The following is a 14,781-nucleotide window of genomic DNA, read 5'->3' as shown; positions in this document are numbered from 1 at the left end:
GTCTGGCCTTGCGGCGCCAACGGCATGTGATTGCCGATCCTAACGGGCCCCTTTGTTTTCGATGTTGCCGGGGCGCCGTCTCGAACTTCGATATGGGAATTGGGGGACCTCGATGCTGAATCGTCTGACCGTATCCGCGCTGCTCAAGGCAGTGATCGCGATCACGTCGGTCTGCGTGGTCGTCGTGCTCTCGCTCACGGCCTATGCCTCCTGGGACCGGTTGAAGACCGCCAACCGCATCTCGCAGATCGCCGACGCGTCCGCCGACCTGTTCAAGGCGATGCACAATCTGCGCACCGACCGTTCGACCACCAACCGGCTCCTCAACGCGACCGAACCGATGGATGCGGAGATCGAGAAATATCTGCGCGCGATCCGGGACGCCGAGATGCCGGCAATGGCACATGCGCTGGAGCTGCTGCCGACGATGGAGTTTCCGCAGTCCGGCACGCTGGTGCCGGAGCTGGCGCGCCTCTACAAATCGGCGAGCGAGCAGCAGAAGCAGTTCTGGGAGGAGGTCGTCAAGCCCAAGGACCAGCGCCGCGCCGGCCTGCCGAAGGACTATATGGAGACGACGCAGGGCCTGCTCGACACGCTCGACAAGCTCTCGAACGCCTTGGCCGCGACCGTCAATCACCAGGACGCGGCGATCGATCAGCTGCTGTCGATCAAGCAGAATGCCTGGCTGCTCCGCAACACCGCGGGTGAAGCGTCGCTGATCATCTCCCTCGGACTCAACAGCGGCCGCATCGCGCCGGAGGCGCGCCTCGCCTACACCCAATTCGTCGGCGGAACAGCCGCGATGTGGAAGGCGCTGGAATTGTCGGCCTCGGGCATGGAGCTGCCGCCGGCCCTGTCGTCCGCCATGACTGCTGCCAAGACCGCCTATTTCGATCCGCAATATCTGGCCCTTCGCGATCGCCTGGCCAACACGCTCGCCAATGGCGAGAAGGCCGAAATGACCGCGAACCAGTGGACGCCCGTCACGGTGGGCCGTCTGTCGAGCGCGGTTGCCGTCGCCGAGACCGCTCTCGACGCCGCCAAGAACCACACGCTGGAGCAGCGCGGTGCTGCGCTGCGTGCGCTGATCGTGCAGCTCGTGCTGCTCGCGCTCGCCGTCGCCCTCGCCGTCGGCGCGATCATGCTGGTCAGCCGCCGCGTGATCCGTCCGCTCAACACCATCCGCGACGCCATGCTCAAGGTCGCCGGCGGCGATCTTGCCGTCGACAGCGGCTATCTCGACCGAAGGGACGAGATCGGCGCGCTCGCCAGCGCGCTGGAGGCCTTCAAGCAGCAGGCCACCGACAAGCTCAAGATCGAGGCGCAGGAAAGCGAGCGCAATGCCGGCGCCACCGCGCGCCAGCGCGCGATCGAGACCTATGTCGGCGAGTTCGAGGGCGTGGTCCGCAAGACGCTCGGCGAACTCAGCGAAGCTTCCGGCGAGATGCGCAAGACCTCGGGCGATCTGTCCGCCGTGTCGCGCCAGACCAACGACCGCGTCCAGGTCGCCGGCAAGGCCTCCAACGACGCCTCGATGAGCGTCGACAGCGTCGCCGCCGCGGCCGAGGAGCTCTCGGCCTCGATCAACGACATCAGCCAGCAGGCCGCCCATGCCGCCGGCATCGCCGGCCGCGCCGTTACGCAAGCGCGCGAGACCGACGGCACCGTGCAGGGGCTGGCGAAGTCCGCCGGACGCATCGGCGAGGTCGTCGGCCTCATCAACACCATCGCAGCGCAGACCAATCTGCTCGCGCTCAACGCCACGATCGAGGCGGCGCGCGCCGGCGAGGCCGGCCGCGGCTTTGCCGTGGTCGCCTCCGAAGTGAAGTCGCTGGCGAGCCAGACCGCGAAGGCTACTGAGGAAATTTCGGAGCAGATCGCCGACATCCAGAAGGTCGCCGGAGACGCCATCAACGCGATCCAGACCATCGGCGGCATCATCGGCGAGGTGAACGAGGTTGCCACCGCGATTGCGGCCGCCGTGCAGGAGCAGGGGGCGGCGACCCAGGAAATCACGCGCAGCACGCAATTTGCGGCGCAGGGCACCAAGAACGTCTCGGACAACATCACCGGCGTCAAGGCCGACGCGGATGCCGCCGCCGCGGCCGCGGACAATGTGAAGCACGCCTCCGAGATGCTGGAGAGCCAGAGCCGCCAGCTCGGCCACGAGGTCAGCGACTTCCTCGGCAAGATCCGCGCGGCGTAGGGCGAGGTCGCGCCACACTCCCGGTGTCGTCCCGGCCTAGTGCGCAATTGCGCACGGGGGCCGGGACCCATACCGCGCGATCTATCAATCTGAAGCGGCAGAAGTACCAACAACGAGTCTTCGCCAAACCGCTCCCTGTGGTTATGGGTCCCGGCCTGCGCCGGGACGACGGCGTAGATTGAGGCGCTAGCTTCGGTCAAATGCCGGCAGCGCAACGGCTCCTCATCATCGTTGGCGCCCGTAATTTTACGGCAGAAGCACTGTCTAAGTTTTTACCCTTTTCGGGCCAAATGCTCCACAAGCGCCTGCCGCACGGCAGGCGCCTCTGTCGCGTGCAACCCTTTGGTCTTTCGAAGTTCGTCGGGGGGCTGCCGTTCGGGGCCACGAACTTCGAAATGCGTACCGGGGTGTCCGATGCTCAACCGCCTGACCGTATCCACGCTGCTGAAAACGGTGATCCTCTCCACCGCGCTCATTGTGGTCGTCGGCTTCTCGATCAGCGCATGGAGTTCATGGACCCGGCTTCAGCAGGCGAACCGGATCGTTGCGGTTTCCGGCGCCTCGGCCGAAGTGTTCAAGGCGATGGCGAACATCCGGGCCGACCGCTCGACCAGCAGCCGTCAGCTCACCTCGGATGTCCAGTTGGACCAGGACATTGAAAGATACATCCGCGGAATCCGCGACATCCTGATGCCCGCGCTGGCGCGCGCCATCGAGATTCTTCCCTCCATCGACTTGCCGCAGGGCGAGGCGATGGTGTCTGACGTCAGTCGGCTGAACAAGCTGCTGCTTGAGAAACAGGCAGAATTCTGGACCGAGGTCGCCAAGCCCAAGGCTTCGCGCCGCGCAGCACTCGCCAAGGAATATACCGACGCCGAGGACGGGCTGATGGCGATCCTCGAAAAGCTGGCGCCGATGCTCGGCGCGAGCGTCAATCATCAGGACGCGATCATCGACCAGTTCCTGATGATCAAGCAGATGGCCTGGCTCTTGCGCCTGAGTGCCGGCGAGTCCTCGCTGATCGTCGGCAACGCGCTCGGCACTGGCAAGATCACGCCCGAGCTTCAACTCGCCTATACGAAGTTCGTCGGCGGCACCGATACCGCCTGGAATGCGATCGAGCTCGCCACGGTCGGCATGCAACTACCGCCGGCGCTCGCCGCGGCCATGGCGAACGCCAAGGCGGTCTATTTCGACCCGCAATACGCCACCACGCGCGACGGCATCATTGCCGCGGTCGCCAAGGGCGAAAAACCGTCGATGACCGCGAACCAGTGGAGCCCCTACTCGGTGGGCCGCATGGCAAGCGCGATCAAGCTCGCCGACGCCGCGCTCGAGGCGGCCAAGGACCATTCCGCGACCCAGCGCGCGGCCGCGGTGCAGCTGCTGATCGTCAACATCGCCCTCCTCGTTGCCGCGATCGTCCTGACCGGCGCTGCCATGCTGGCGGTCAGCCGCCGCGTGATCACGCCGCTGCACCGGATCCGCGACGCCATGCTCAAGGTCGCCGGCGGCGACCTCACCATCGACAGCGGCTATCTCGACCGTCACGACGAGATCGGCTCGCTTGCGGGCGCGCTGGAGACGTTCAAGCAGCAGGCGATCGACAAGCTGAAGATCGAGGAGCAGGAGCGCGAGCGCAATGCCGGCGCCGCCGCGCGCCAGCGCGCGATGGAGGCCTATGTCGGCGAGTTCGAGGGCGTGGTGCGCAAGTCGCTGGGCGAATTGAGCGAGGCCTCCGGCGAGATGCGCAAGACCTCGGGCGACCTCTCCGCGGTCTCGCGCCAGACCAACGAGCGCGTCGAGACCGCCGGCAAGGCCTCCAACGACGCCTCCATGAGCGTCGACAGCGTGGCCGCTGCCGCCGAGGAACTGTCGGCTTCGATCAACGACATCAGCCAGCAGGCCGCGCATGCCGCGGGCATCGCCAGCCGCGCCGTCAACCAGGCCCGCGAGACCGACAGCACCGTTCAGGGACTGGCGCAATCCGCCGGGCGGATCGGCGAGGTCGTCGGTCTCATCAACACCATCGCGGCGCAGACCAACCTGCTGGCGCTCAACGCCACCATTGAAGCCGCACGCGCCGGCGAGGCCGGACGCGGCTTTGCCGTGGTCGCCTCCGAGGTGAAGTCGCTGGCCAGCCAGACCGCGAAAGCGACCGAGGAGATCTCCGAGCAGATCGCCGACATCCAGAAGGTCGCGGGCGATGCCATCAACGCGATCCAGGCGATCGGCGGCATCATCGGCGAGGTCAACGAGGTCGCGACCGCGATCGCCGCCGCCGTTCAGGAACAGGGCGCGGCGACGCAGGAGATCACTCGCAGCACACAATATGCGGCGCAGGGGACCAAGAACGTCTCGGACAACATCACCGGCGTCAAGGCCGACGCCGACACCGCGGCCGGCGCCGCGGAGAACGTCAAGCAGGCCTCCGAAACGCTGGAGACGCAAAGCCGCCAGCTCGGCCAGCAGGTCAGCGACTTCCTGGGCAAGATCCGCGCGGCGTAGGGTACACTGGGCCTACACTCTCGATGTCGTCCCCGCGAAGGCGGGGACCCATAGCCACAGGGAGTGATTTGGCGCGGAGCTGGTATCCACGAGTCTTCGTCAAACTCCTCCCCGGGGTTATGGGTCCCGGGCTCGCGCTACGCGCGCCCCGGGACGACAGCGGTGATTGAGGCACGCACATCGCATCACTCTCGACGTCGTCCTGGCGAAGGCCAGGACCCATAACCACCGGCCTCTGCAATGGGCAGGTGGGTGGTTATCTGGGTGCCGCCAAACTCGTATTCGGGGTAATGGGTCCTGGCTTTCGCCAGGACGACGAGCGAAACCCTATTCCTTCGCCACCACCGGCATCTGGCGGAATTTGGCCCGGACCGAATCCGGCAGCGGCGAGAAATTCATCGCGACGCCGCGGCGGTCGTTGGCATTGCGGTTCGCAACGACCAAACCGCCCGCACCCGCAACGATGTCACCCTTGCGCAAGGTGGGGTCGTCCTCGACCTTGACCTGGGAAAGCCCCACCGGATCCTTGCCGTTGCAGGTGCAGCCCGCAACGATCTCGTTGCGGTAGCGGAACGCGTTCGGCAGGTCGGAGTAGGATTTCCCGCTCTCGGTCGTGGCGTCGTCGATGTTGCTGCCATAGACCAGCGAGGTCTCCGACGTCGGGCAAAAGCTCTTGCAGGATTGCGCCTTGCTCTCGGCGTCACTTCCCTGCGCAGGGAAATAGCGACCATCACAGCCGCGCACACAGTAGGTCGTGCCGCCGCCATAGGCGGCCCGCTGCCGCGGCGCATCGTAGCGCGGCATGTCGTCATTCGGGAACGGAGTGCGGATCTGTGGAGGCCGCGCTCCGAAGGCGCCGAACAGTGCCGAGAAAAAATCTTCCGCATGCGCGGACGGCGCCAATCCCAGACCGGCTGAGATAGCGACCATAACTGCCGCTCCGCCAGCCAGCTTGCCAATCACGCGTCTCTTCATATCACCTCACTCAAACTCTTCAGTTCACGGCAGACGGCGAGATGTTCAAGGCCTGCCGGCCCGAGGGCAACGCCGTCGCCGCGGGGCGCCTGCGCCAGGAATCACTTCCCTTGTCGCCGCCCTTCGCCATCAGCGGGGCGTTCTTCGGCAGCACGACGACCTTGGCGCCGACATTGACGCGGCTGAACAGGTCGGTGACGTCTTCGTTGGTCATGCGGATGCAGCCGGAGGAGACGAACTTGCCGATGGTGGTGGGATCGTTGGTGCCGTGGATGCGATACTCACTCGATCCCAGATACATCGCGCGCGCGCCGAGCGGATTGCCGGGGCCGCCGGCGACGAAGCGCGGCAGGTAAGGCTGGCGCGCGATCATCTCGGCCGGCGGATGCCAGTCCGGCCATTCCGCCTTGCGGCTGATGTTCTGGACGCCCGACCAGGTAAAACCCTCGCGGCCGACGCCGACGCCATAGCGGATCGCCCGGCCATTGCCGAGCACGTAATAGAGGTATGTATTGCCGGTATCGATCACGATGGTGCCGGCCGGCTCGCCGCGGTCGAATGCGACGATCTGCTTGCGCAGGCGGTCGGGGAGCCGGGCATCCTCATCGGTTGCCTGCGCCTCGTCGTTCACATAGCCGTGCGAATAGGTCTGACCTTGCGGATAGGCTTGCGGCTGCATCGGGACATAGCCGAGCGTTTGCGCGCTCGCGGCTCCGAAGGGCACGACAAGCAGTGCGGCGGCGAAGGCAAAAGCAGTGGCGGCGCGCGGCGAGAAGCGGCGGGCTGGAGAGACCATTGTCATGAGCTGCCCCGTTGGATCTGCGCATCAGGGTGATGCGGCTTGCCAACAAACGCAGCCGGGCCGACTCAGGTTCCGCCTTTCGATGCAGCAACGACGTCACAGTCAAGCGAGCGCAACTTCACGAAGCCGCGATGGAACCCCGGCGCCGCCTCGGACGTTGTGACGTCATCAATGGGCGCGCGGAAGCTTTCCGTGCGGGAGAGGTATTGTGCGCGTCCTTCCCAGTGAACGTCTGATTCCCGGCAGCGGCGAAGGTGACCCGCTCCCCGGCAGTCATAGCGAACTGCCGCCGATCATCCGCCGCACCGAGTTCGTCGCCTTCGCACTCGCCGGTCTATTGCTGATCGCAGTGGTCGCGGTGCTCTATGTCGCCAAGGCGTTCTTCCTCCCCGTGGTGATGGCCTTTGTCATCGGCACCATGCTGTCTCCGGCGGCAACCTTCCTGGAAAACCGCAAAGTGCCACGCGGTCTGGGCGCCGTCCTGATCGTGATTGCCGTGACCGCCGTGGTGACCTTCGTCGTCGCGCTGATCGCCTCGCCCGTGATGGAGTGGAGCTCGCGCCTGCCCGAGCTCGGCGCGCAGTTGAAAGACAAGCTGCACGTGTTCGACCGCCCGCTGATGCTGTGGCGCGAGCTGCAAGCCATGGTCGGCGGCTCGGAGGGCCTGCCGAGCTTCCAGCTGCCGAAATTCGAATGGGTGCAGCCGACGCTGGAATTCCTCTCGCCCACCTTCACCGAATTCCTGCTGTTCTTCGTCACGCTGATCCTGTTCATCGCGAGCTGGCGCGATCTACGGCGGGCGTTGATCATGACGTTCAGCGATCGCGATGCGCGGCTGCGCACGCTGCGCATTCTCAACGAGATCGAGGTCCATCTCGGCAGTTACCTGCTGACGGTGACCGTCATCAATATCGGCGTGGGCATTGCCGCCGGACTGGTCTGCGCCCTGACCGGCATGCCCAACCCGGCCGGCCTGGGCGCACTTGCCGCAACCCTCAACTTCATCCCGATCATCGGGCCGATCGCGATGTTCGCCATATTGGTCGTGGTCGGGCTCGTCGCCTTCCCGACCATCGGCGGCGGCCTGGCTGCCGCCATCGCCTTCGGCGGCATCACGTTCCTGGAGGGACATTTCGTCACGCCGACCATCATCGGCCGCCGCCTGGCGCTGAATGCGCTGGCGGTGCTGCTGGCGCTGGCGTTCTGGACCTGGTTGTGGGGGCCGATGGGTGCCTTCCTGTCGTCGCCGCTGCTCATCGTCGGGCTGATCCTGAAGGAACATCTTTTGCCGGAGGATGCGCCGCAGCTGCCGCAGGAGTAACCGGTTTCCGCAATCGGAACTTACCCGACCACGAAACGTTTTCCGGCTATCTCAGCCGCAAACAGTTCGGAGCTTCCTGATGTCAACGACAAGTGCCGAAGCCGGGATCAGCGACTGGACCGACAAAGCCTCCAGAGAACGCCTCGAGAAGGATGTAGCAGCCGTGAAAAGCGATATCGCCGCCCTCACCGACCAGATCACCGACGCGCTCAATACCTTTGCCAATTCCACCAGCAAGCAGGCCAGGCGGGGCTATCGCCAGGCCCGCGAGAACATGGATTCCGCGATCGACGACATGTCGGAGCGCAGCAGCGCCATGATGGGCGCGGCGCAGGATGCCTATGGATCGATCGAGGAGACGCTGGAAGAGGCGATCACGCAGCGGCCGCTGGCGACCGTCGGACTCGCGCTCGGCATCGGCTTCCTGATCGGCGTCGCCTGGCGCCGCTAAGGATGCCCGGCCAACGTTGAGGCGGCGCCGCCGCGCCGCCAAGGCCGGCTTGTGACATCCAGGCTTGTGGGGATCTGAGGAGCAAGGCCATGTTCCAGCGCATCATCGACGGGATCAGTGCATCCACCGGCACGACTGTGCGGCTGACCTCCCTTGCCGCGGGCGCGGCATTCGCGCTGTTCATCACGACATGCTTCCTCTGCGCTGCAGCCTTCATTTCGGTCCTCGAAAAATATGGTCCGGTGCAGGCCTGCCTCGCGGGTGCCGGCGTTTTCTTTCTGCTGACGCTGACCGCCGCGGTGAGCTATTGGGCGTACAAGCGGCAGTTGCGCAAGGAAGCCCACATCGCCGCCGAGCGCGCCGCAAAGTCCGCGGCGCACAGCATGCTCGCCGACCCCATGCTGCTCGCCACCGGGCTGCAGATCGTCCGTGCCATCGGGGTCAAGCGGCTGTTGCCGATCCTGGCCATCGGCGGCGTCGCGCTGGGAATCATGGCGAGCCGCGCCGGCGTCCCCGACGAAGCATCGGCGGAGCCCGCCGAGTAACGGCGAGCATCTCAGCTGCGGCTGCGGACGATACAGATCGCGGCCACCGCGAGCGGAACGGTCAACGCGCCCCAGGACAGCGGCAGCCAAATCCCGGTCTGACCAATCAACGCCGCGAACAGGCCGAAAATGCTCAGGGCCGCGAGCAACGCGGGCCAGCGCCAGATCAGGTTGGGCGAGCGGCGGGCAGTCATTCTGCTGCTCCCGGCGACGACAGCGGCAGGGCCGCAGCGGGCCGCTGTTGCGTCTTCGCGGCCTGCGACCGCGCAAGCCAGAGATAGAGCCCGCTGCCGAGCACGAAGATCGTCGCGAGATCCAGCACCACCCAGATGATCTTCAGCGGCATGCCGCCATAGTCGCCGAAATGCAGCGGGCGCGAGAGCTCCAGCGCGCGCAGATACCAGGGCATGGTCACCGCCGACACCAGGGCGCCGCTTCTCGCATCGACCAGCACCGGGCTGAACAGGCGTGAGGTCAGCGGCTCCTTGCCCTTGGTCCAGACCACGTAGTGGAAGGGCGAACCGAACGGCGAGCCCGGATACACCACGCTGGTCGCGGTCATGTCGGGGAAGGCCGCCTTCACCGTGTCATAGGCCGCCTGCGGCGAGGACAGCTCCGAGGTGTGCGGCACCGGCTTGCCTTGCAGCGGCGCCAGCATCGCGCGCACGTCGGTCTGTTGCCACAGCGCGAACAGCGGCGTCGAGAGCTCGTTGATCACGCCGGTGGCGCCAACCACCAGCGCCCAGCCGACGGTGACGACGCCGAGCAGGTTATGCAGGTCGAGCCATTTCAGCCGTGGCGACCTCGCCGCGCGCACGGTGCCGAAATCCAGCTTGCGCATGAAGGGCCCGTAGATCGCGATGCCGGAGACGATCGCCGCGATGAACAGAAGCGCCATCGCGCCGAGGAACAATTCGCCCGCAAGCCCTGCGAACAGGTCGCGGTGCAGCGACAGCATCAATTGCAGGAAGGTGAGTCCGTCCTCGCCGAACGGTTTGGTCTGCTTCAGCACGTCGCCGGTGTGGGCGTCGAACCGGATCGAGTGCAGCGACCTGCGGTTGGCCTTGAAGGCCTCCCAGGAGCTCGCCATGAACACCATGATCTTGGGCTCGTCATCGTCGACGAACACCGAGAGGATGGTCTCACCGGGATACAGCTTCCGGCTGGCCTCGACCACCCGGTCGAGGCTCACATTGGGCGTGCCCTCCGCGACCTGCGCATAGGGCAAGGCGTCGTCGAGCAGGCCGTCGATCTCGTCGCGCAGCACCAAGGGCAGGCCGGTGATGCAGATCAGCAGCAGGAACAGCGTGCAGATCAGGCTCGACCATTTATGCACGAACAGCCAGCGCCGAAGCGCCGGCTTTCGCTCATAGATGTGTCCCCTGGAGAGCGCCTGTTCGGTCATGCCGTTCCTCTACCAGTGGTAGCGCAGCGTCGCAATCACGTTACGACGGAGGCCGTAATAGCAGCCGATGTCCTGGCAAAGCGTCACATAGGTCTTGTCGAAGATGTTCGTGGCGTTGACCTGCGCCGAATAACCCTTGAACATCGGCCCCAGTGCGGAGAAGTCATAGTGAATCGCCGCATCGAACAACGTGACGTCCGGGACATAGAAAGTGTTTGCTGTGTTACCTGCCGTCTCGCCGATATAGCGCACGCCGCCGGACAGGCCGAAGCCGTCGAGCGGGCCGCCATGGAAGGTGTAATCGACCCAAGCCGATGCCGAGTTCATCGGGGCGATGACCGGATGCTTGCCGAGCTGGCTCGGCGTGTTGGTCCGCGTCACGATGTTGTCGAGATAGGTGTAGGACGCCAGCACTGTCAGCTCACGGCTGATCTCGGTCTTGGCCTCCAGCTCGATGCCGCGCGAACGGATTTCGCCGGTCTGGACACGCGAGCCGGGAGGATGGGTCGGATCCGTATCCGGCGTCAGCACGTTCTGCTGGATCAGGTTGAACGCGGCGAGCGTGTAGAGCGAGTTTGCGTTTGGCTGGTACTTGATGCCTGCTTCTTCCTGCTTGCCGGTTGTCGGCGAGAACGGACGGAGAAGAGCATCCGTGCCGGCAGTCGGCTGGAACGACTCGGTGTACTGGATGTAGGGTGCGATCCCGTTGTCGAACTTGTAGAGCAGCGCACCGCGCTTGGTGACCGCCGTGTCGGACTTTGGCGCGGTCGAGGTGGTCCCGTTCGCGTAGGTCAGCGTATCGGTGCTGGACTGCGCCCGATCATGACGGATACCGAGCAGCGCGACCCAGCGGTCGAATTTGATCTGATCCTGCGCATAGACCCCGAGTTGATCGATCGTCTGCCGGACATTCGTCGTATTGGGCACCGGACCGAACGGCACGCCATAGACCGGATTGAACGCGTTGATCGTCGGCGCGACCAGGAGCTGGCCGTTGAGCCGCTTGTCGACGGCGTTGGTGTAGTCGAGGCCCGCGAGCACGGTGTGCTCGAACGGACCGGCGTTGAATCTGGTCTCGAGCTGGTTGTCGACATTGATCGAGCGGATCGATTCCAGCGTCGTGAAGGCCGCGCGCTTGAGGTTGGTCGGATCCGTCTGGCTGCCGTTGGGGGATACCACCGCGAAATCGGTGCTGAGGTCCATGTAACGCAGGTTCTGTCGCACCTTGACGTTATTGTTGAAGCTGTGTTCGAGCAAATAGCCGACTGTGCCGACTGTGCGGTCGGTCTTGTCGAAATTCGGCTCGCCGGAATAGAAGCTCGTCGGGATATAGCTGCCCTTGTAGGGCGTGATGGTGCCGATGCCGCTCGGCAGCAGCTGGTTGTAGAAGCCGGCCTTGGGATCGCGTTGATAGGTGCCGAGCACCGTCAGCGTGGTCTGGTTGTCCGGCCGCCAGGTCAGCGACGGCGCGATCGAGATGCGCTGGTAGTCGGCGTGATCGACCTGGCTGCCCACATCGAAGCCGGACGCGGTGAAGCGGTAGAGAAACTCCTTGTTCTTGTCGATTGGACCGGACAGGTCGACGCCCGCCTGGACGCGGCCGTAGCTGCCGGTCGACACGAACATCTCGTGATAGGGCTCCAGCGTCGGACGCTTGGAGACGAGATCGACGATGCCGCCCGGCGACGACTGACCGTAGAGAACGGAGGCCGGACCATGCAGGATCTCGACGCGCTCGAGATTGAAGGGCTCGACGATCGGATAGGCGAAGACGCCAAAATTCAGCAGCCGCAGCGAGTCCAGATATTGGTCGGCGAGGAAGCCGCGAATGTAGATATTGTCGAAGCGCGCGTCGGCCCCGAGATTTTCGCTCCTCACGCCCGACGTATAGCGCACCGCCTGCGCAATGCTCTGCGCGCCCTGGGCCTGGATCTGGTCCTGCGTCACGACGGAGATCGCGACCGGCGTCTCGATCAGCGGCGCGTCGGTCTTTGTGCCGGTCGCGCTCCTTGTCGCGACCACGCCGTCGACATGGCCGAACGCCGATTCCTTGTGCCCTCCCCCCGCTCCGGCGCCGGCGGCGGCTGCCGCGGCAGCGCCAGCGGGCGCATTGCCGCGCGAGACCGCGCGCGCGCGGGCCGCGCTGCGGCTACGCGAGGATGGTACGCTGGTGCGCTTGCGAGCCTCGCTTGCCTGGACGACGACCGTTCCAAGCTCGGTCCCCGCCCCCGCGGACGCACCCGAGGTCGATGATTGGGCCGCCGCCCCTCCCGTAACAACGATCAAGACAACCGAGCTGACGGCCCCCATGAGCCGCCAGCGCCCCACTTCCACAATGCCCACTGCAAACTTCCCCAACTTCCAACGACTGCGCAATGCAGCCAGCCGGAACAAGGAGTTAGCGCAGCGGTTCGACGTTGCGGGGTGAAAGGTTTCCAGCCTGGAGGTTTTCTATTTCCAGACTACAGAGACATTGCAGCCGGGAGCAGAGCGGTGCAGTACCGGAGCGACCGATGCCTGCCGCGACCGCAGGCGGATTGTCGCCTTTGCAAAAGTTGCGACTAGGGCGGGTTCAACGCAGACCTGCAAAAGCAGCGGGATGCGCTGCGCAATTTCAGACCAATCGGGACAAACCAGTCTCGCTCACGTAAACGCTACTCGGATAGGCAGGCGGTTGCCGGTAAAAGCATCACCCTGATTCTCAAAGCTATTTTACTCAATGAAACCGTCCGTCAAGGCGAACCTCGCCGCATTTCAGCACGACGCCAGACTCTATCTGACGCTCGGCATCGCCAATTGGTCCGTATTCGTCGACCATATTCCGAACAACGTCGTCAACCTGCTGACGCTGCGGAATTTCGGCTTCAGCGGCGCGGCCGATCTGTTCGTGTTCGTGGTGGGCTACGGCGTCGCCATCATCCACGGCAGGATGGCGCTGGAGCGCGGCTACATCGTCGCGGCGACGCGAATCTTCCGCCGCGTCTGGCGGCTCTATGCCGCCTATGTCGTGCTGTTCGTGATCTATATCGACACCATCGCCTACGTCGCCTCGCAATCGATGGCGCCGGAGATCATCCACGAATACAACATATCCGGGATTCTCGAGCACCCGCTGCGCATCCTGATCCGCGGGCTCGTGCTCCAGGAAGAGCCGCTGAACCTCGACCTGCTGCAACTGATGATCCCGCTGATGGCGTTCTTTCCGCTCGTGCTGTGGGGGCTGCTGAGATGGCCGAACCTGACGCTGGCGGCATCGGTCGCGCTGTACGTCGCCGCGCGCTGGTTCGACTGGAATTTCCGGGTCTACCCGGACCAGGAATGGACCTTCAATCCGCTGTGCTGGCAGATGCTGATGGTGCTGGGCGGCTGGTTCGCCGTCACAGGCGCGCCGGGGCGTGCGCTGCGCGGCATGTCCTGGCTGCGGATGCTCGCAGGCGCCTATCTGGTCTTCGCGATGGCCGTCACCCTGATGCGCCACTCGCCGACGCTGTCCACCTACCTGCCCGATCTGCTCCTCAACAGCATCGCACCGACCGACAAGGAAAACCTCGCGCCCTATCGCGTGCTCCACTTCCTCGCCCTCGCGCTCATTGCGACCCATCTCATTCCGGCGGATCATCCCGGCCTGACATGGAGGCCGCTGCAGGCGGTGATCGCATGCGGCGAGGAATGGCTCGCGGTATTCTGCGTCGCCGTGTTCCTGTCCTTCGCCGGCCACCTCATCCTGATCACCGGGCCGAACCTGGTAGTGATGCAGGTCGCAGTGAGCATCACCGGCTTCGCCGCGATGACCGGGCTCGCCTATTACATCGCATGGTCGAAACGGCAGGATCTGCCGGCAGCCCTGCGGCAGCAGGCCTAAAGCCAAATCGCTCCGACAACAAAATCGTGCGATTCTGCTAGGCCGAAAGCGGCCGCTGCGCTATGCCGGGACTCTGCGTGAGGAGACCGGCGTGGCGATGGCGAAAGGCGGGGGTGAAGAGGCGGAGAGCGCGCCCCGGCGCGGTCGGCCAAGGTCGATCGAGACCACCAACGCCATCCTCGAAAGCGCCTATGCGCTGATGGCGGCCACGGGCCTTGCTACCACCACGATCGATGCGATCGCACGCCACTCCAGCGTGTCCAAGATGACGATCTACAAATGGTGGCCCTCGCGGGAGGCGCTGCTGATCGACGCCTTCCTCCACCATGCCGCGCAGATGCTGCCGCTGCCGCCCGCAAGCAGCGGTACGCCCGCGGCGCGCGCGCGCCGCCACGCCGCCACCTATGCCGAGGCGCTGCAGGGCGAGTTCGGCAAGGTCCAGCTCGCGGTCATCTCCGAATGCATCTCCAAGACCGGCTCGGCGGAGCTGTTCTACGCCCGCTACTTACAATTCCGTCGCGACGCGCTGGTGGACATGATCGCCGCGGGCCAGCAGGACGGCAGCATTCTGGCCGGGGGGCTGCCCGAGGATCTCTACGACGCGATCTATGGCAGCCTGTTCTACCGCTACATCTTCGGCATCGCGCCGATCACACCTGGCTACGCGCGCAATCTGGTCGATCTGGTGTTGCGGCCGAAGGACTAA

Annotated in this window: 12 protein-coding genes; 7 read left to right on the top strand and 5 right to left on the bottom strand. The window is 65.0% G+C overall.

Features of this window, described 5'->3' with window-relative positions; translation table 11 throughout:
- Positions 1 to 112 precede the first annotated feature (112 nt).
- Together IQ16_RS00155 and IQ16_RS00150 are read left to right on the top strand one after the other, a co-directional pair.
- The gene (locus IQ16_RS00155; RefSeq protein ID WP_018646635.1) at positions 113 to 2,206 is read left to right on the top strand and encodes a methyl-accepting chemotaxis protein; all 2,094 of its coding nucleotides are present in this window, start codon (positions 113 to 115) and stop codon (positions 2,204 to 2,206) included.
- Between the two features lie 414 nt (positions 2,207 to 2,620).
- Positions 2,621 to 4,714 carry a methyl-accepting chemotaxis protein gene (locus IQ16_RS00150; RefSeq protein ID WP_018646634.1) on the top strand — a complete coding sequence of 698 codons (2,094 nt, stop codon included), beginning with the start codon at positions 2,621 to 2,623 and terminating at the stop codon, positions 4,712 to 4,714.
- A gap of 327 nt (positions 4,715 to 5,041) precedes the next feature.
- Here the strand turns inward: IQ16_RS00150 and IQ16_RS00145 are convergent, their stop codons facing one another.
- Entirely contained in the window at positions 5,042 to 5,689 is a 648-nt protein-coding gene (locus IQ16_RS00145; protein WP_018646632.1) for a DUF2865 domain-containing protein, read from the bottom strand.
- Positions 5,690 to 5,708: 19 nt separating this feature from the next.
- Positions 5,709 to 6,491 carry a L,D-transpeptidase gene (locus IQ16_RS00140; RefSeq protein ID WP_018646630.1) on the bottom strand — a complete coding sequence of 261 codons (783 nt, stop codon included), beginning with the start codon at positions 6,489 to 6,491 and terminating at the stop codon, positions 5,709 to 5,711.
- A gap of 208 nt (positions 6,492 to 6,699) precedes the next feature.
- On the opposite strand from IQ16_RS00140, the gene IQ16_RS00135 reads away from it, so the two are divergent.
- From IQ16_RS00135 to IQ16_RS00125, 3 genes are all read left to right on the top strand, one after another.
- A complete protein-coding gene (locus IQ16_RS00135) occupies positions 6,700 to 7,812 on the top strand; it encodes an AI-2E family transporter (protein WP_018646627.1) in 1,113 nt (370 codons plus the stop codon).
- A 79-nt stretch (positions 7,813 to 7,891) separates the two neighbouring features.
- Entirely contained in the window at positions 7,892 to 8,263 is a 372-nt protein-coding gene (locus IQ16_RS00130; protein ID WP_018646626.1) for an ElaB/YgaM/YqjD family protein, read from the top strand.
- Between the two features lie 89 nt (positions 8,264 to 8,352).
- Complete coding sequence (locus IQ16_RS00125) at positions 8,353 to 8,808, top strand: hypothetical protein (RefSeq protein WP_018646625.1); 456 nt, start codon at positions 8,353 to 8,355, stop codon at positions 8,806 to 8,808.
- An 11-nt stretch (positions 8,809 to 8,819) separates the two neighbouring features.
- Here the strand turns inward: IQ16_RS00125 and IQ16_RS00120 are convergent, their stop codons facing one another.
- The 3 genes from IQ16_RS00120 to IQ16_RS00110 are packed head-to-tail and all read right to left on the bottom strand — an operon-like array spanning position 8,820 to position 12,556.
- Positions 8,820 to 9,002 (bottom strand): hypothetical protein, encoded by a 183-nt coding sequence (locus IQ16_RS00120; RefSeq protein WP_018646624.1) that lies wholly within the window; start codon positions 9,000 to 9,002, stop codon positions 8,820 to 8,822.
- Positions 8,999 to 10,213, bottom strand: a complete 1,215-nt coding sequence (locus tag IQ16_RS00115) for a PepSY-associated TM helix domain-containing protein (protein ID WP_018646623.1) — start codon at positions 10,211 to 10,213, stop codon at positions 8,999 to 9,001. The genes IQ16_RS00120 and IQ16_RS00115 overlap by 4 nt, the downstream gene beginning before the upstream one ends.
- 9 nt (positions 10,214 to 10,222) lie before the next feature.
- Positions 10,223 to 12,556 (bottom strand): TonB-dependent siderophore receptor, encoded by a 2,334-nt coding sequence (locus IQ16_RS00110; RefSeq protein WP_244635495.1) that lies wholly within the window; start codon positions 12,554 to 12,556, stop codon positions 10,223 to 10,225.
- 376 nt (positions 12,557 to 12,932) lie between these two features.
- Here IQ16_RS00110 and IQ16_RS00105 point away from each other — a divergent pair, with 376 nt between their 5' ends.
- The gene (locus IQ16_RS00105) at positions 12,933 to 14,075 is read left to right on the top strand and encodes an OpgC domain-containing protein (RefSeq protein ID WP_018646621.1); all 1,143 of its coding nucleotides are present in this window, start codon (positions 12,933 to 12,935) and stop codon (positions 14,073 to 14,075) included.
- Between the two features lie 97 nt (positions 14,076 to 14,172).
- Entirely contained in the window at positions 14,173 to 14,781 is a 609-nt protein-coding gene (locus IQ16_RS00100; RefSeq protein WP_026312561.1) for a TetR/AcrR family transcriptional regulator, read from the top strand.

The sequence above is a fragment of the Bradyrhizobium huanghuaihaiense genome, assembly GCF_007830635.1.
Taxonomy (GTDB): domain Bacteria; phylum Pseudomonadota; class Alphaproteobacteria; order Rhizobiales; family Xanthobacteraceae; genus Bradyrhizobium; species Bradyrhizobium huanghuaihaiense.
This window is presented reverse-complemented; position numbering and strand designations above follow the sequence as displayed.